Here is a 17,186-nt window from a genome sequence, read left to right as displayed (position 1 = left end):
GGTTGTACTTAAATGAAAGGTGCCTGTGAACATTCTCCGCAGGATAATAGGGAAAAGGGTGTGAATCCCTTACGGTCCCGCCGCTGTAAGTGTGGAGCACAGTTTGATGGATCACTGGGAAACTGGGAAGAGAAACTGTTGTGAGGAAGCATGAGTCAGAAGACCTGCCTTTTATTTCGCTGTGTACGGGTTACGAGAGATGACCTGTACCTGGAGGTCTTTTTGTTGTACAAAAATTCCGCAGGAAAGCGCCTGTCTGATGAGTGGGAATCATCGGATATCAGGTGCTTATTTTATTGAAAGGGAGAATAACAATGAGTAAGAAAGAAAAACGTATTATGAAACTGGCAGTTGCATTCGCACTGGCTTTTGGAATTGTTCCAAGCGCTTTTGCCATGCACATTATGGAGGGATATCTTCCAGTGGGATATTGCATTGCCTGGGGAGCTTTGTGTGTACCATTTCTGGCAGCAGGATTCTTCTCCATGAAGAAGACAATGAAAGAGAACCGGAGAGCCATGACTATACTGGCAATGTCCGGGGCATTTATCTTTGTGATTTCTTCTTTAAAGATTCCGTCTGTTACGGGAAGTTGTTCCCACATGACAGGAACCGGGTTGGGAGCCATTTTGTTTGGACCGTCGGCAGTCAGTATTTTAGGAATGATTGTTTTGATTTTCCAGGCGATTTTATTGGCACATGGAGGTCTTACCACCTTAGGGGCTAACACCTTTTCCATGGCAATTGCAGGTCCATTTTTATCTTTTGGAATCTATCAGTTATGTAAAGCGTTAAAAGTAAATAAATATGTCAGCGTATTTCTGGCTGCCATGCTGGGCGATCTCTTTACCTATTGTATCACCAGTATACAGTTGGCTTTGGCATACCCTTCAGAAGTTGGAGGCGTTGGCGCTTCGGCAGTGAAATTTCTAGGTGTATTTGCGCCGACCCAGGTTCCGCTTGCAGTAATTGAAGGAATTCTTACGGCAATTATTATTATGACTCTTGAAACTTACGCGCTTCCAGAGTTAAAGGCAATCGGATTTAAAAAGGAGGTAAGGTAACATGACAAAGAAAAACAAACAGATTGCAGCCATACTTTTAATTGTGGTTTGCCTTATTGCGGTCATTCCTCTTTTCCTGGTAAAAGGAGCAGAGTTCGGCGGTTCCGATGATGCCGGAAGTCAGATGATCTCAGAGATCCGCGGCGAGGAATACGAACCATGGTTTACGCCTGTGTTTGAAACCGTGCTGGGAGGAGAGCTTCCGGGAGAGGTGGAAAGTCTTCTCTTTTGTCTCCAGACCGGAATCGGAGTGGGAGTTTTCGCATTCTTCATGGGTCGATTTGTAGAGAGAAAGAAATGGCAGGATAAACAGGCGGGTTAATGGTTAAAAAGGGGCAGTTCCATGTTTCGTGGGACTGCCCCTTTTCGAATGACCGGGAAAATGGTATACTGTTCCTATCTTTGAATTGAGGTGAATGCGATGAAAAAAATGATATCCTGGAATGTAAACGGTCTTCGTGCCTGCGTGCAGAAAGGTTTTTTGGATTATTTTAAGGAAATGGATGCAGATGTATTCTGTATCCAGGAAAGCAAGCTTCAGGAGGGACAGATTGATCTTCCTACTCCTGGTTATTACCAGTACTGGAACTATGCGGAGAAAAAGGGATACTCAGGGACTGCTCTTTTTACCAAAGAGGAGCCGTTGTCTGTGGCATATGGAATCGGTGCCCAGGAGCATGATAAGGAAGGCAGAGTGATTGCAGCAGAATTTGAAGACTATTATGTGGTTACCTGCTATACTCCTAATTCACAGAACGAGCTGGCCCGTCTGCCTTATCGGATGACCTGGGAAGAGGCATTTCTTGCTTATTTGAAAAAACTGGAGGAAAAAAAGCCTGTGATCTTCTGCGGAGACTTAAACGTGGCGCACAAAGAGATTGATTTAAAGAATCCAAAGAATAATCGGAAGAATGCCGGATTTACTGATGAAGAACGTGGGAAATTCACGGATCTTTTAGCGGCTGGCTTTGTAGACACTTACCGCCATTTTTATCCCGATACGGAAGGGGTATATTCCTGGTGGTCGTACCGTTTCCGTGCCAGAGAGAAGAATGCCGGCTGGCGTATTGATTATTTCTGTGTTTCAGAACGTTTAAAGGACAGGCTGGTGAGTGCAGCGATTCATACAGAGGTCCTGGGATCAGACCACTGTCCGGTGGAACTTGTGATCCAGTAAAGGAAAGACAGGAGAGATGGATAAGAAATGAATTTACTGACGATTGAACATTTGACAAAATCATATACAGAAAGACTTTTATTTGATGATACCAGTTTCAGCATCAATGAAGGGGATAAGATTGGTCTGATCGGCATCAATGGAACAGGCAAATCCACGCTATTGCGGATTGTTTCCGGTCTTGAAGTGCCGGATGAAGGCTCGGTGGTAAAAGGAAGAAATCTGGATATCCGTTTTTTATCCCAGAATCCGGAATTCCAGGAGGGAGATACGATTTTACAGAGCATTGTCCGGGCAAATGAAGGACATGACCATGTATGGGATATGGAGAGTCAGGCGAAGATGATGCTGACCAGACTGGGAATACTTGATTTTGATTCCAGGGTGGAAACTTTATCCGGAGGGCAGAGAAAGCGGGTGGCTCTTGTCAGTGTACTGCTTTCTACCACGGATCTGCTTGTATTAGACGAGCCGACCAACCACCTGGACAGCAGCATGGCAGACTGGCTGGAGGATTATCTTCGCCGTTTTAAGGGAGCACTTCTCATGGTAACCCATGACCGTTATTTCTTAGACAGTGTTACCAACCGAATTGTAGAGCTGGATAAGGGAAAGCTTTATAATTATCAGGCGAATTATGAGGGATATCTAAAGCTGAAGGCAGAACGGCTGGACATGGAACAGGCAACGGAGCGTAAGCGCCAGTCTCTTTTGAGAGTGGAACTGGAATGGATGCAGCGGGGAGCCAGGGCGCGTTCCACCAAGCAGAAAGCTCATATCGAGCGGTTTGAGAACCTCAGGGACCAGAAAGGGCCGGAGCTTGACCAGGCGGTGGAACTGGATTCCATTGCCAGTCGTCTTGGACGGACTACGGTAGAACTTGAGGATTTGTGCAAAGCGTATGGAGATAAGGTGCTGTTAAAAGACTTTACCTATATTTTCTTAAAAAATGACCGCATTGGAATCATTGGTCCTAACGGAAGCGGAAAGTCCACACTGATGAAGATTATTGCAGGGTGGCTGGAACCGGATTCCGGTTCTGTGACCATTGGGCAGACGGTTAAGATGGGGTATTTCTCTCAGGAGAGCGAGGATATGGATAACAGCCGGAAGGTCATTGACTATATCCGGGATACAGCGGAGTATGTGAAGACAAACGATGGAAGCATCAGTGCATCCCAGATGCTGGAACGTTTTTTGTTTCCCTCAAGTGTCCAGTATACCACCATTGAAAAGCTTTCAGGCGGAGAGAAGCGGAGGCTTTATCTGTTAAAAATACTAATGGAAGCTCCCAATGTTCTTATTCTTGATGAGCCTACCAATGATCTGGATATCCAGACTTTAACCATTCTGGAAGAGTATCTGGACAGTTTCCCTGGAATTGTCATTACAGTTTCCCATGACCGGTACTTTTTAGACCGGGTGGTACGCCGGATCTTTGCCTTTGAAGGTGAGGGAAAGGTGACCCAGTATGAGGGTGGTTTTACAGATTATCAGGCAGCATTCCGGGTCAGATATCCAGAAGGACTGCCGGGGCAGAATCAGCCCTCCACGCAAAAGACAGACAGCGGGGAGAAAAAAATCAAAGAAAAACCAAAACTGGAACGGAAGATTAAGTTTACCTATAAGGAACAAAAAGAGTGGGAAACCATTGAAGATGATATTGGGGAATTGGAAGAAGCGCTGGAAAATCTGGAGGTACAGATTGGGAAAGCGGCAAGTGATTACAGCCGGCTGAATGATCTGATGAAGGAAAAGTCAGAGAAAGAACAGCTTTTAGAAGAGAAAATGGAGCGCTGGATGTACTTAAATGAACGGTTTGAAGAGATTAAAAACCAGTAACAGAGCGGAAGAAGCAAAGGAGTGAAAAAATGGGAGAATACAGGATCATTGCTGATAACAGGGCATTTCCTATGGGACTTACCAGGGTTTTAGAGGGATTTCACATAAAAACAGCCGCTGTCGGAACAGACTGCCGGATCCTGTTGTTTCAAAGGGAGGAAGAGGAACCATGTTGTACCCTTTCATTTCCTTCTGAGACAAGACAGGGCGATGTGTTTTCCATGACGGTATCAGGCGATTTTTCCGGTATTTCCTATTGCTTCGAGATTGATGGAAAGCGGTTTACCGATCCATATGGAACCCGTTTTCTAAACCACCAGACCTGGGGAGATTTAGAACATGCCGGGGAGGTTTTAAAGTGCCCGTTTGAGATCGTGGGGTTTGACTGGGAGGGTGATCGGATTCTTGAGACACCGTTTGAAGAAACAATCATTTACCGGATTCATTGCCGGGGATTTACAAAACACAGTTCCTCCGGTGTAAAAGGAAAGGGAACCTTTCTTGGAATAATGGAGAAGATTCCTTATTTGAAAGAATTAGGAATTACGGCAGTGGAACTTTTGCCTGTCAATGAGTTTCAGGAGGTGGTTATACCCGACTATGTGCCTGGAAACCCTTATGGTGTGGATAAACCCACTGGAAAATTAAATTATTGGGGATATGCACCGGGATATTATTTTTCACCCAAGGCATCTTTTGCCTCTGACGAGGCGGACCCTGTGACAGAGTTTAAAATGCTTGTGAAAACGCTTCATGATCATGGGATCGAGCTGATTACAGAACTTTATTTTACGGGAAAAGAGCCGGCATCGTTTGTCCTTGATGTGGTTCGGTTCTGGGTGAATGAATTTCATGTGGACGGAATTCATTTAGCCGGTATTTTTCCGCAGGAACTTCTAAAGTCGGATCCTTATTTGAGCAGAGTCAAGCTGATTGCCAACTCCTGGGAGGAAAAAATATCAGGTAACAGACACCTTGGAGAGTGCAATGACGGATTTCTGGTGGATATGCGCCGAACCTTAAAGGGGGATGAGGATCAGATGAAATCCCTGGCTTTTCACATCAGAAGAAATCCGGCGGACCGGGCTGTTATCAACTATATGGCAGGCACCAATGGGTTTACCATGATGGATATGGTATCCTATGACACCAGACATAATGAAGAAAATGGGGAGAACAATCAGGACGGCAATCCTTATAACTATTCCTGGAACTGCGGTGTGGAGGGGGCGACCAAAAAAAGATCTGTTCTGGAATTGAGAAAAAGGCAGCTTCGCAATGCCTTTCTTCTTTTGATGTTAAGTCAGGGGACTCCTTTATTCCTGGCTGGAGATGAATTTGGCAATTCCCAGTCCGGCAATAACAATGCGTATTGTCAGGACAATGAAGTGACATGGCTGAACTGGAATTTAAAAAAGAAGAATCAGGATCTTTTTTTCTTTGTGAAGAATTTAATTGCATTTCGCAAGTCTCATCCGGTGTTTCATCAAAAGGAAGAGCCAAGGCTTATGGACTATCTTGCCTGTGGTCTGCCGGATCTTTCCTACCATGGAGTAAGAGCCTGGTGTCCGGAATATGAAAATTTCAGACGGCAGCTTGGAGTGCTTTATTGCGGGGAGTACGGGGTAACACCCGATGGAAAAACGGACCACAGCTTTTATCTCGCCTGCAACATGCACTGGGAACCTCATGAGTTTGATCTTCCTAACGGAAAAAGGGGTAAACCATGGTATGTGTTATATCAGACCAATGAAAAGAATGTGAATGGTATAGATGAACAGGAAGAACAGCTTAAGGTAGAGAGCAGGCGCTACCTGGTTCCGGCAAGAACAATTGTTGTGTTAATAGAGAAATAGGAAAACGTCCCTGGCTGTCCTGGGACGTTTTCGCGTTATTGTTTTTGATCATAGAGATTGGTAATTTTCCGACACAAGGATGCAAATGATTCCACTTCTTCCGGTGTCAACGCTTCTTCAATCAGGTTCATGACTTCATTTCCCATTGTTTCAACCCGTTTTAAAAAGTTCCTTCCATCATCAGTCAGCAGAATGTAATAGGAACGGCGGTCTTCTGTCTGCCGCTGTTGAAGGACGTAGTTCTTTTCCAGAAGCCGTTTGATTAGTTTGGATATTCCGGACTGGGATATACCCTTTTTTTCAGCCAGTTCTTTTGCGGTCATTGGTCCCTGTTTGAAAAGGGTATCCAGGATATAGTACTGGGCTGTTGAGACACCTTCCACTTGAAAACGGTTTGTACTGGAAACAATCATACATTGAAAGGGAACATAGTGTTCTTCTAATTTATTTACAGTCATTGGGCAGCCTCCGGTTTTTGCTGAGATAGTTTTTTAAATAAGTGCCTGTGATAGATTCTTTGCAGAAAATAATCTCCTTTGGTACGCCTGAATACAAAATGTTTCCCCCGTTTTGTCCTGCATATGGCCCTAAGTCAATAATCCAGTCTGCCTGGCACATGATTTCCAGATTATGCTCGATAACAAGGAGTGTGGAGTTTTGATCCACAAGCCGGTTCATAACCTGAATTAACTGGCTGATATCTGCCATATGAAGCCCGGTGGAGGGTTCGTCCAGAACGTAAATCTGGTTTCCATGCTCCAATTCTGCAGCCAGTTTAATTCGCTGCAGTTCTCCGCCAGATAAGGTATTTAAGGGCTGTCCTAAGGGAATGTAGGTGATGCCCACATCAGTAAGCCGTTTGAGAACCGTTCTTATCTCCGGTTCCCGGAAAAAATCCAACGCCTCGGATACCGTCATATTAAGCACTTCTCCGATATTTTTCCCTCTGAATCTGCATTCAAGGACTTCTTTTGTGTATCGTTTCCCATGGCATTCCTCACAGACTGTGGAAACGGTGTCCATGAATGCCAGGTCGGTTTCGGTAACCCCAAGACCTTTGCAGACTGGACAGGCACCTTTGGAATTAAAGCTGAACAAAGAAGGGCTGATACCGCTTTCTTTTGCAAAAAGTTTTCTGATGTTATCGAAAATTCCTGTAAAAGTGGCAAGATTGGAACGTTTTGATGCTTGTACTCCCTTTTGATCAATAAAAATGATCTCTGAATAAAATTCTGGAAGAACCTGATTAATCAGCGTACTCTTTCCAGATCCGGCAACCCCGGTGATAACGGTCATAACACCCTTTGGGATGGAAACGGAAACATTCTTTAAATTGTGTTTGGCTGCATTGGAAATAGTGAGCCAGCCCCTGGGGGTGCGCAGATTCTGTTTTAATTGAGCGCTGCGGGAGAGGGAAATTCCGGTAAGCGTACCAGAGGTTTTTAATCCCTTAAAATCCCCCTGATACATGATCGTTCCCCCATGGATTCCAGCTCCGGGTCCCATGTCAACTACATGATCTGCAATCTCAATAATATCAGGATCATGTTCTACAATCAATACGGTATTTCCTTTGTCCCTTAAAAGCTTCATGAGCTGGTTGATTTTTTTAATATCATGTGGGTGAAGTCCAATACTTGGCTCATCAAAAATATAGGTGAGGTCGGTCAGACTGCTTCCTAACTGGCAGACAATTTTAATCCGCTGGGATTCTCCGCCGGAAAGGGTGGAGGTCTCCCGGCTCAGACTTAAATAATCCAGTCCAATGGAAATCATGTGCTTCAGTCTTTCTGTCAGTTCGGAAAGAATAGGAACGGCTATGGGCGCATCAATGGTTTTTAGGAAGTTTAATAACTGGTTTATCTGCATGTCGGCACATTCTGAAATATTTTTCCCATTAATTTTACAGGAAAGAACCTGATCATTAAGCCGTGCACCATGGCAATAAGGACAGAGTTCTCTGGAGATAAATGTTTCAATGTCTTTGCTGTATTTTATCTTTTCTCCATCTTCCTTTTTTAGAAAGCTTCGTTCAATACGGGGAATCAGCCCCTCATAGAGAGCGGTTTTATGCCACTTTGGGTCGGGGTTGGTTACTTTTATCCCATCAGCATGGAGCAGAAGATCCATCTCTTCCTGGGTGAAATCTTTTATCTTTTTATGGTTATCAAAAAATCCGGAGTAAAGATAACGGGTAAGCCGCCAGCCACCGGGTTCAAAGGTAGGAAAGTGTATGGCACCATCCAGTAAAGACTTTTCTTTGTCGATCAAACGATCAATGTTAAGGGTTTCCCTGGTGCCGAGCCCCTGGCAGTGCTCACACATTCCAGCAGGATTATTAAAGGAAAAGCTTTCCGAATAGCCGGTAAATGGTTCTCCAATCCGGGAGAACAGAAGGCGAAGAAGGGTATAAATGTCCGTTACAGTTCCTACGGTAGACCTGGCATTACCCCCTAACCGTTTTTGATTGATGATAAATGCTACGGAAAGTCCTTCCATGGAATCCACATCCGGCTTGCCGTAATGAGGCAGGCGGTGGCGGATAAAGCTGGTATAGGTCTCGTTTAATTGTCTTTGGGATTCTGCGGCAATGGTATCAAAGACCAAAGATGACTTCCCGGAACCGGAAACGCCTGTAAATACAGTGATCTTCTTTTTGGGTATGCTGATGCTGATGTTTTTTAAGTTACGTTCTCTTGCTCCAGTTATCTGAATCTGATCGTTTGACATGTTTTTGCCTTTCTGCATATTATATGACCTGGTAAATAGTTGATTGGGTAAAATATATAATAGCACGAAAAAAATAAGAAGGCAATATTTTTTATTTAAATCGAATTTTAATGATTGACAAAAAGGGAGCAGATGCCTATGCTTGGATTAAGTAGAGACAGCGTTATAGATCTTGTTGTATCTGTTTAATCGCTGCAGCGCTTTCGAGTATTTTTTTTCATAAGCCTTTATGATATCTTTCTCGTCTTCATTTAACTGTTCCAGACTTTTTTTCTTTGCGGTCTTATAGAGAGTATTAATTAAGGTTTTATGTAGAAAAGAGAGGTCTTCTAAGTGTAGATTTCCATATAAGTGATAGATGTTCTGCAGATTAAGATTTGTTTTTTCTACCACTCTTTTGATTTTTTCCTGGAGAATGGAGGTGTTGCTTTTTCTGTTGGGATTGTAGACGCCGACTGTAATAACTGTTATTTTTTTGCTTTCCCATTTATCAGCCATTTTTATAAATTTTTCAAGAGACATGATTTTTCCCATATAAACAGGGGCAATAAAGATTATTTCATCATACGGATTGACCAGGTTTATATGTTCTTCCAAAGGGACAACGGGATAATTTTTCTTACTGGCTATTTGCGCAGCATATTCTTTAGAAGTTCCATAACGTGACGCATAGACGATAATTTTTTTCATAACAGTTCCCCTCATATTCGATACAGGCATGGATTTATGGTTACTTAATTGCAGACAGGATCAAGGAATGTTTAGATAGACCTGAATAGTTATATTATAGTGAAATCGTTCGATAAAGTAAATTAAAATCATAAGCCAGGAACTTTTCTATATGAAAAAAGCCCTGATCATTCATTCAGGGCATAAAAAAGTGGTTAATCCTTAGCCATATTGTGTGTTACTGCTTCCCTTTAAAGAGACCCCGGTCATATAGTAATCCAAAAGAGATGCCCATAATTAACCCGATTCCCAGATTATTAAACAGAGCACCTAAGATTAACCCCATGCAGATACCCATGGCAATCCCCTTCTGCTCAGAATTATGTTTGTTATGATAAAAATTTGACATGATATGTACTCCTTCTTCCTTTTTATTTATTTTACAGGATTTATTTAGGGAAGTATACTGGATGTTTCTGTGAAAACCAGAGGAAGATGGGTAATGGAGGCATTTTCCTGGATAGCGTAATGGAAAAATGAGTTCACAAAAGTCTTGATAAAACAGACTGGAATATATTTTATAAAAAGGAGGAAATCCGGAATGAATCAGAAAGAAAGAATGCTTGCAGGTCTTCCTTATAAGGCATGGCTTGACGGGCTGGGAGAAGAACGGATGGAAAACAAGATAAAAATCCGGGAATACAATACCCTTTCCCCAACAGACCGAGCCGGGGCAGAACGGGTTATTCGCAGCATCCTTGGAAAATCAGGAAAAGATATTCATATGGAACAGCCATTTTTCTGTGACTATGGGAAAAACATCGAGGTTGGAGATAACTTCTATTCCAATTTTAACTGCACCATTCTTGATGTGGCAAAAGTGGTGATAGGGGATAATGTGATGTTTGCTCCTAATGTTTCTATTTTTACGGCAGGTCATCCCATTCATCCCGATTCCAGGAATTCGGGGTATGAATATGGAATCAGTGTTACCATTGGCAATAATGTCTGGATTGGAGGGAATGTGGTGATTAATCCAGGGGTAACCATAGGGGACAACGTGGTTGTTGGTTCCGGCAGTGTGGTAACAAAAGATATTCCTTCCAATGTGATTGCGGCAGGCAATCCGTGCAGGGTAATTAGGGAAATTAAAGCGGAAGACCGGGACTATTATTATAAGGACCGGAGATTTGATGTTCAGGATTATTAATGCTATATAAATACTGTTTTAAGAAGGATTTCTGCCTTGGAATAGAGGGGAGAGGTCCTTTTTTTGTGCAGAAATAGACCAAAAGTTACATATTGAGCGTTAATTTTTACATGAACGCCTTTTGAAGGTAAAAATCAATTATAATAGAAGAATAAACTTATTATGGGAAAAAAGGAGGTTTTATGGCAGAGTATATGAGTGTTAGAATCATGCTGAATGAACAAGAATTGTTTTTAATGAATCCTATCATAAATATCCAAAAAGAAACAGGATATCATACAAAGCTAAAGGTCCAGGCGATTGTAAGGGAGGAGAGTTACCGACAGCTTGTTACGGCTGACACAAAAGCTGATATACAGATTCAGTGTGGAGACCCCCTTAAAACCATATTCTGGGGTTGTGTGACTGAAATTGATATTCAGGTAAGTATAGCCGAAGGAGAACAATACCAGGAGCTTTATCTGGAAGCAAAATCATTTAGCTCCTTCCTGGACAGGAATAAGAAGTATCGGTCCTTTCAGAATCAAACCGCCTTATATAAGGACATGGTTGAATTTATATTAAAGGATTATGAGGGAGCTAATTACATCTTAAATTCGGAGGCATCTGGAAAGAGTCTGAACCGTTTTACGGTGCAGTACAATGAGACAGACTGGGAATTCCTCAAAAGAATCGCCTCCCTTCTTCACCTTCCTCTGGTTGTCAGTCATATGACCAAAGGTGCAAAATTTACAATGGGCGCGATCTGGAAAAACGAAGCATTTGAGATTCCGATGGAAGAGGAGCAGCAGGTGCAGATTGTCCATCGCTCCATCTACAAATCAGAAACAGCCGCAGAGGATTATCAGGGAGAGCAGCAATATTTCAAGTGGAAGGTAGAACGGCTTGATATTCCTGTTTTTGAAGTTGGTGACTGTGTCATCTATAAAGGAATCAAGTGTTATGTGAAAAAGTCCAATGTTGTGATTCAGAACCACCAGATCACACAGGAGTGTTACTTATATGGAAAATCAGGATTTTACGTTCCCATGGAAATAAATCCTTTTATAACAGGTTTGTCCCTTCCAGGAAGTGTGAAAGCGGTTAAGAATAATCAGTTGCAGGTGTCTCTTGATCTGGACGCATTGAGTGAAAATAATTGCTGGTTCTCGTACTCTACCTTTTATTCTACCTTTTATTGCATGCCGGAGAAGGGGGATCGTGTAAACTTGTATTTTCCAGATCAAACAGAGGGGCATGCGTTTGTACTGAATTCAGTCAGAACCGTTCCGAAGAAATCTGAGGCTGATTCTTCCGCTCAAAGTGTGTCTGGTTCTGGCACAGCGTCTGGTGTACAGGCAAGCCAGAATTCCGGAGGACAGGGGAGGGATATACAAGCTGAGGAAAGAGATATTACACCCATATTGGAAATGCTTGCAAATCCCCAGAATGGTCGGCTGATTAATGCGTCTGTGACCTATCAGGATTTGGATCAGGAGCAATTTCTAAAGGAGGAAGATCCGTCGGGAAATGGTCAGGGAGGTTCTCAAAAAGGTGGAGCAGAGACTTTTTCCAGACCCAGGAGTGCAGCACCGCCGGATTATGATTTTCAGACCCTTGCGACCAATGAAAATACGAAATTCCTGTGTACAAAAGGAGGGAAAATGGTGATTTTGGACGACTCCAATGGTAGTGTTTCCATTGTATGTAATGATGGAACCTTTATTGGTCTGGACGGTTCTAATATTACAATTGCTTCCAAGAACAAAATAAACTTTCATGCCGCAGGCGACATTAGCCTCAATGCTGGTAAGACCCTTAATATTTCAGCAGAAGAGAAAATCCAGATCTATTGTGACCAGAGTGGATTGGAGATTCTGCCGGAGAAGATTGGAATTCAGAGTACAGATGTAAAAATAAATGAATAAAGGAGAGAAGCAGATGATTACAACAGGAGCAAATCCCAAACAGGCGATGGCAATGTCTGAGATAAAAAATGATTTTGGAAAAAGCATATCAAAGGGCATCTTTCATGTTGCAGGTAAGGTGTTTTTTCCAGGAGGAAACAAGATGGAAAAGGCGGTGCAGAACGGACACCACAGCATAATCCAGTCTATGATAAAAAGTCAATGTTATAAAGACCAGAAATAGGGGGGGCGGATGAGAAAAGAGGAGGCTTTAAAGCTTTTTTTAGACCGGGAGGTCAAAGAGATATCTCAAAACTTTCTATTTAGTGCTCTAAACCACTTAAAAATAGAAGTAAAACAAAAAAAGATAGATGCCTTTACAAATGATTTCAGGATATTACTCCGCTCCTGCCTGGAAAATAAAGATAGAACAACAAAGCCAGTCCGTTATATTCAGATTTCCCAGGTTCGTTTAAAGTCTCTTAGCGGAGAACCTTTTTATATTCTGGAAGCCTTTGGAAGTGAGTTTTATCTTTCGGAGCCCATTGCGGTACAGGAGTTAAGGCTGGACTGGCTTTATGGACCATTTCAGGATTTTTGTAAAAGCATTGTGTCGGAAAGCAGAAAGTATATTCAAAAAATTGGTGGAATGGAACTGGACCGTATCATCCTTGCCGAGCTGGTCACCTGCAACGGGCTAGTAAAACATCTGTTGGAAGAATCAATCATGGACATTATTAATCTGGAGGAGTTTGGAGAATTTAAGCTGTCTGAAGGAATCCAGATACAGATGGGAGAATACCGGGGAGCCTTTGAATCAATTGCTAACGTAAATGAAAATACAAGAAAGCTAGGCAGGTGGTGGAATGGATTATTATAGAATTACCCAAAAGGATAATTGGCTGAATGTGATAAAGCCAAGGTTTCCGCATCCAACCGATCTGTGGGGGAGAACGGAACCGTTTTTTCTGCCAGGAATTTCAGAAGATTCAAAAGAACCGTCTGTATTTCTTCCAATTTATATGTCTGATTCATTTCTGGTATCAGACCATGTGAAAGTCATCTGGAAGAAGTATCAAAAAGGCGGAAGATATCACCCCTGCGCATTTGGAAATGTTGAGCAGAGACGGATTTTTCCTTATTGTTTTGTTATGCCAAGAATTCTGGATGGAGTTCATCCCGATACCACATATCATAAAAATGGGGATATTAAGGAGCTGTATCTGGATAAAAAAATCATTGGTGCAAACAGGGTATTTGGCATCCAGACCATCCGGCGCATCTGGCTGATTGTTTCTGATGATGTGCTGGAGGTAATGATAAGGGAAAATATAACTGGATTTAACTGGTCAAAGATTAAAACAGGTCAGGAGTGAATGAGATGTCAAAAAAATATGTAATAGAAGATGCTCTTTTAAGCTGCCAGTATGGCAATAAAACCTGTGAATTAAAACCATGGGATGACCGCCATATATTCAGTGGGGAGAAAGGCATTGCCAGTGAATGTGATATTGGAAAGTTATGCTGTAAAGGCACCTTTGGATCATGCAGAAGTCCCTTTTTTATCCAATCAAATAAAGAAACCAGAAATGTACTGGATCAAATGAAAAGTTTGCAGCAGTTGGCTTTAGGTGGCATATTTCCGTGTGAGATGTTCGTACAACTGCAGTGGCAGAACACAAAAGATGATGTATTTCTGGGAGGATATAAGGCCCTCTTGGAGGACGGCTGGACAATCTGCGGAACTGGGTTAGGGATTATTTCCCTGGTTGATTCTGGACAGGAAGAAGAAATCCCGGCGCAGGAAATGCTGGAACGTTTGGAACAATTAAACGACATGGTTGACACATATATGAGTGAACATAACATTTCTCCAAAGAAAAAGGCTGGAATCATGGACAGTGTATTGCTGTGGAATGGATATTTGGAGACGGATACATTTTGGGATTACAAGAGTAATGAGATAAATCGTGGTTTTTGTTCCTATCTGGAAAAAACAGATCCCCATTTATTTAATTATTTCGAACGTGGGCTTTACATTCAGGATGGAGAGAGAGGACCCATTGATTTAGGATATATGATGGGAATTAATAAGGCTCTTAATGAGTCGGCTGATGCGTGGGACTGTGTATCACAGACCATGATCGAAGACAGGGGAATGTATAATGGCTATTTGGAAGCATGTCAGCAGGAGCGTGGAAAGAGCTCCTATGATTCTTTAACTGATTTCCTGAAGCAGTACAACAGTCCGGATTATGACGGCTATGGCAGATATAAGGCATATGTGGACGCCCCGGTGCAGGAGTGGAGAGACAGATATTGCATGGATCGGGCATATGATCCGGACAAGCTGTCTGTAGAAGAACAGAATATGGGAGTCTTGCGAGACATGATTTCAGGCAGGATACAAAGCAGAATGCCTTATGATGAGGAAAAATGGTACAAGGTTGGTAACATTGCAGAACAACAGGCAGAAAGAGCCAGTAAGGTGACGGATTTATTTCTCAAGACATTGGAGGAGGATACAAAGAAGGGGGAATGAGTATGGAAATTCTGGAACAGGGAAATTTGCAGCTGACAGGAAAGGAATGTTTTGGTTCCCTGGAAAAGGCAGCTCTTCACCAGAGTATGGGGAGCCATGGTGTCTTAAAGGCACTGGTATGGCTGCAGTCGGAAAGTGAATGGGATGAGAACAGTACGCAGTGGAAGGATATGCCGGTTGCCCTGATTCCCAAAGGAAGAGAGCAGGAACCGATATTTTCGGGAATTGTTACTTCCTCCGTTTTTTTACAGATTGGTGGAAGGTCAGCCGTAGAGTTGGAAGCTTACTCCTATACGATTCTTATGGACAGGAATAAGAAAGACCGTTCCTTTCAGCAGGAAAGCAATACATATGGGGCATTGGTCCGGAGCATTCTCTCTCCTTACAAGGCAGCTTATATCTGGAGTCGTGAGGGGCGTGATGAGCCGGTTGGCAGATTTCTGATGCAATACCGTGAAAGTGACTGGGAGTTTTTACGAAGAATTGCTTCTTTTTATGGGCATCCGGTGGTTCCAGAGATACGTTTTCCAGGAGCCAAGATGTTTATTGGCCTGCCTGTCGGGAGAAAGCCACATTCTTTAAACTCAAATCAGTACCGGATTAAAAAAAATCTTGAAAAAAAGGTTGAAACCCTTGATAATAAGACTACAGGAGGGCTGTCAAAGGGGTTAGAAATTGAGGTCAGGGACTGCTATGAAGATTATTGTCTGGGAGATCTGGTGGAATTTTTAAATATTCCTCTGGTGGTTACAGAGAAACACTCCTGCTTAAAAAGGGGGGAGTGGCTTCATGCTTATCATGTAAGACCAGCCCAGAATTGCAAAATGGAGCGCATGGACAACTTAAAACTGGCGGGTGCAGCGATAAGAGGGCAGGTGCTGGCAAGTTCTTTTACGTCCACCAGACTTGAGTTAAAAACCGACGCAGAAGAGGGAAAAAAGGAAAGTTGGCACGTGCAGCCTGTTTATTATGCAGGAGCAGGAAAAGGCTATAGCGGTCAGCCGGAAAAAGGGGACAGTCAGTATCTGTATTTTCCAACTGCAAGGGAGGAAGACCGATATATTCTGGGAGGAACCGATGCCGGGGAAGAAAGGATAACGTCTATTGTAGAAAAATCCGCAGAGGAAGCCGCTGCGGAAGAGGCAAAGGGGGAGCAAAAAGAGGGAAACCTTCCAATGGCGGCGGATCATGGAGGGGTACCGGCAATGTCCTCTCAGAAAGCTTCTCAGAAAGCCTCTCAAAGAGCACCTCAGGCAATTTCAAAGACAAAGAGCTGGACAACTCCGGGAAACCAGAAGTTAGTCCTCAATGAAAGTGGGGTCAGTCTGTCAAATGGAAAACAGACCAGACTAAGTGTTACGGGAGGCGGCATTCATATATCCAGTTCCGGAAATCTGTCATTGGAGACAGAGGAGATCCTGGGTCATGGAAAAAATGTAGAAATGAAAGCTGGGGAATATGTATGGATTAGCTGTGAAGAGAGCGGAATCCTGCTGTTACCGGAGGAAGTTCATTTCAAAGCGGAGGAAATCCACGTAGAGAGTCCTGAAAATGAGCCCCATGAGATTGTAAAAGAGGAGGCAGTGGAAGTTCTCTTAGGAATGTATGAGAAGTCAAAGAAATCCGTACCGCCCTTATTTGCGTCTGATGGAAGTGTGGTGCGTAGAAGCGGATATAATGATATTCTGTATAGCGAAGAACTGTTTGATTATTTTGAGAAGAATGTGTATGGAAAGGGGGATTATAAGAATCCAGTCGGCCATCCGATCCTGAATTATTATGAAACCTGGCTGGATGAGATTTATGGAAAAACAAAGGCTAAGAAGTTCTGGGAATATATGCAGACAATGGATGGACTCCAGGATGTGATTAGTGTTGTGGGAATTATATTCCCACCTGCAGACCTTCTAAATGCGGTTATCTATGCAGCCCGGGGGAAGGGCTGGGAAGCGACCTTTTCGCTCATAGGAGCCTTGCCAGTAGTCGGTGATATGATAGGAGCAGGTGGAAAACTGGCAATGAGGGGAGGATTGAAACTTGGGGCAACGCTTTCAAAGGATGGAAAGAGAGCGGTAGAAGGGATAGAGCTGATATATAAAACAACCCGCGGAGAAGCTGGTTTATTGAAAAAACAGCTTGATAATTTCCTGGATCTTGCAAGTATTGGAATGCGTGGAGAGGATGCTTACCGCCTTGGAATTGTAGGGGGA

16 protein-coding genes and 1 riboswitch are annotated in these 17,186 nt (G+C 43.0%); of the genes, 12 read left to right on the top strand and 4 right to left on the bottom strand.

Going from position 1 to position 17,186, the window contains the following annotated elements:
* Positions 1-187: riboswitch (cobalamin riboswitch) on the top strand.
* Positions 188-314: 127 nt separating this feature from the next.
* From FAY33_RS08010 to FAY33_RS07990, 5 genes are all read left to right on the top strand, one after another.
* The gene (locus tag FAY33_RS08010) at positions 315-1,064 is read left to right on the top strand and encodes an energy-coupling factor ABC transporter permease (RefSeq protein ID WP_143320508.1); all 750 of its coding nucleotides are present in this window, start codon (positions 315-317) and stop codon (positions 1,062-1,064) included.
* A gap of 1 nt (position 1,065) precedes the next feature.
* Positions 1,066-1,386, top strand: a complete 321-nt coding sequence (locus FAY33_RS08005; protein WP_143320506.1) for an energy-coupling factor ABC transporter substrate-binding protein — start codon at positions 1,066-1,068, stop codon at positions 1,384-1,386.
* Between the two features lie 99 nt (positions 1,387-1,485).
* Complete coding sequence (locus FAY33_RS08000; protein WP_143320504.1) at positions 1,486-2,241, top strand: exodeoxyribonuclease III; 756 nt, start codon at positions 1,486-1,488, stop codon at positions 2,239-2,241.
* A 27-nt stretch (positions 2,242-2,268) separates the two neighbouring features.
* Positions 2,269-4,083, top strand: a complete 1,815-nt coding sequence (locus FAY33_RS07995; protein ID WP_143320502.1) for an ABC-F family ATP-binding cassette domain-containing protein — start codon at positions 2,269-2,271, stop codon at positions 4,081-4,083.
* Positions 4,084-4,112: 29 nt separating this feature from the next.
* Positions 4,113-5,939, top strand: coding sequence for an alpha-amylase family glycosyl hydrolase (locus FAY33_RS07990; protein ID WP_143320500.1), 1,827 nt, complete (start codon positions 4,113-4,115; stop codon positions 5,937-5,939).
* 35 nt (positions 5,940-5,974) lie between these two features.
* Here the strand turns inward: FAY33_RS07990 and FAY33_RS07985 are convergent, their stop codons facing one another.
* From FAY33_RS07985 to FAY33_RS19350, 4 genes are all read right to left on the bottom strand, one after another.
* Complete coding sequence (locus FAY33_RS07985; protein ID WP_143320498.1) at positions 5,975-6,397, bottom strand: MarR family transcriptional regulator; 423 nt, start codon at positions 6,395-6,397, stop codon at positions 5,975-5,977.
* Complete coding sequence (locus FAY33_RS07980) at positions 6,384-8,669, bottom strand: excinuclease ABC subunit UvrA (protein ID WP_143320496.1); 2,286 nt, start codon at positions 8,667-8,669, stop codon at positions 6,384-6,386. Before FAY33_RS07980 ends, FAY33_RS07985 begins: the two co-directional genes overlap by 14 nt.
* Positions 8,670-8,816: 147 nt before the next feature.
* Positions 8,817-9,359, bottom strand: coding sequence for a flavodoxin domain-containing protein (locus tag FAY33_RS07975; RefSeq protein WP_185967539.1), 543 nt, complete (start codon positions 9,357-9,359; stop codon positions 8,817-8,819).
* A 217-nt stretch (positions 9,360-9,576) separates the two neighbouring features.
* On the bottom strand, positions 9,577-9,747 hold the full coding sequence (locus FAY33_RS19350; protein WP_185967538.1) for a hypothetical protein: 171 nt from the start codon (positions 9,745-9,747) through the stop codon (positions 9,577-9,579).
* 192 nt (positions 9,748-9,939) lie between these two features.
* On the opposite strand from FAY33_RS19350, the gene FAY33_RS07970 reads away from it, so the two are divergent.
* From FAY33_RS07970 to FAY33_RS07940, 7 genes are all read left to right on the top strand, one after another.
* Positions 9,940-10,548 (top strand): sugar O-acetyltransferase, encoded by a 609-nt coding sequence (locus FAY33_RS07970; protein ID WP_143320492.1) that lies wholly within the window; start codon positions 9,940-9,942, stop codon positions 10,546-10,548.
* 182 nt (positions 10,549-10,730) lie between these two features.
* Positions 10,731-12,455: a contractile injection system protein, VgrG/Pvc8 family gene (locus FAY33_RS07965; protein ID WP_143320490.1), complete on the top strand. Its 1,725-nt coding sequence runs from the start codon at positions 10,731-10,733 to the stop codon at positions 12,453-12,455.
* Between the two features lie 13 nt (positions 12,456-12,468).
* Complete coding sequence (locus tag FAY33_RS07960; protein WP_143320489.1) at positions 12,469-12,678, top strand: hypothetical protein; 210 nt, start codon at positions 12,469-12,471, stop codon at positions 12,676-12,678.
* Between the two features lie 9 nt (positions 12,679-12,687).
* Positions 12,688-13,314 carry a hypothetical protein gene (locus FAY33_RS07955; RefSeq protein WP_143320487.1) on the top strand — a complete coding sequence of 209 codons (627 nt, stop codon included), beginning with the start codon at positions 12,688-12,690 and terminating at the stop codon, positions 13,312-13,314.
* Positions 13,301-13,810: a hypothetical protein gene (locus FAY33_RS07950; protein ID WP_143320485.1), complete on the top strand. Its 510-nt coding sequence runs from the start codon at positions 13,301-13,303 to the stop codon at positions 13,808-13,810. The genes FAY33_RS07955 and FAY33_RS07950 overlap by 14 nt, the downstream gene beginning before the upstream one ends.
* Before the next feature lie 5 nt (positions 13,811-13,815).
* On the top strand, positions 13,816-14,976 hold the full coding sequence (locus FAY33_RS07945; protein ID WP_143320483.1) for a PAAR-like protein: 1,161 nt from the start codon (positions 13,816-13,818) through the stop codon (positions 14,974-14,976).
* A gap of 2 nt (positions 14,977-14,978) precedes the next feature.
* Positions 14,979-17,186: contractile injection system protein, VgrG/Pvc8 family (locus tag FAY33_RS07940; RefSeq protein ID WP_207706008.1), on the top strand; the 2,208-nt coding region annotated here is incomplete at its 3' end.

It is taken from the genome of Clostridium sp. HBUAS56010, assembly GCF_007115105.1.
Classification (GTDB): Bacteria; Bacillota; Clostridia; order Lachnospirales; family Lachnospiraceae; genus Lacrimispora.
Note: the sequence above shows the minus strand (reverse complement) of the source record. Positions and strands in the feature narration are given on the sequence as shown.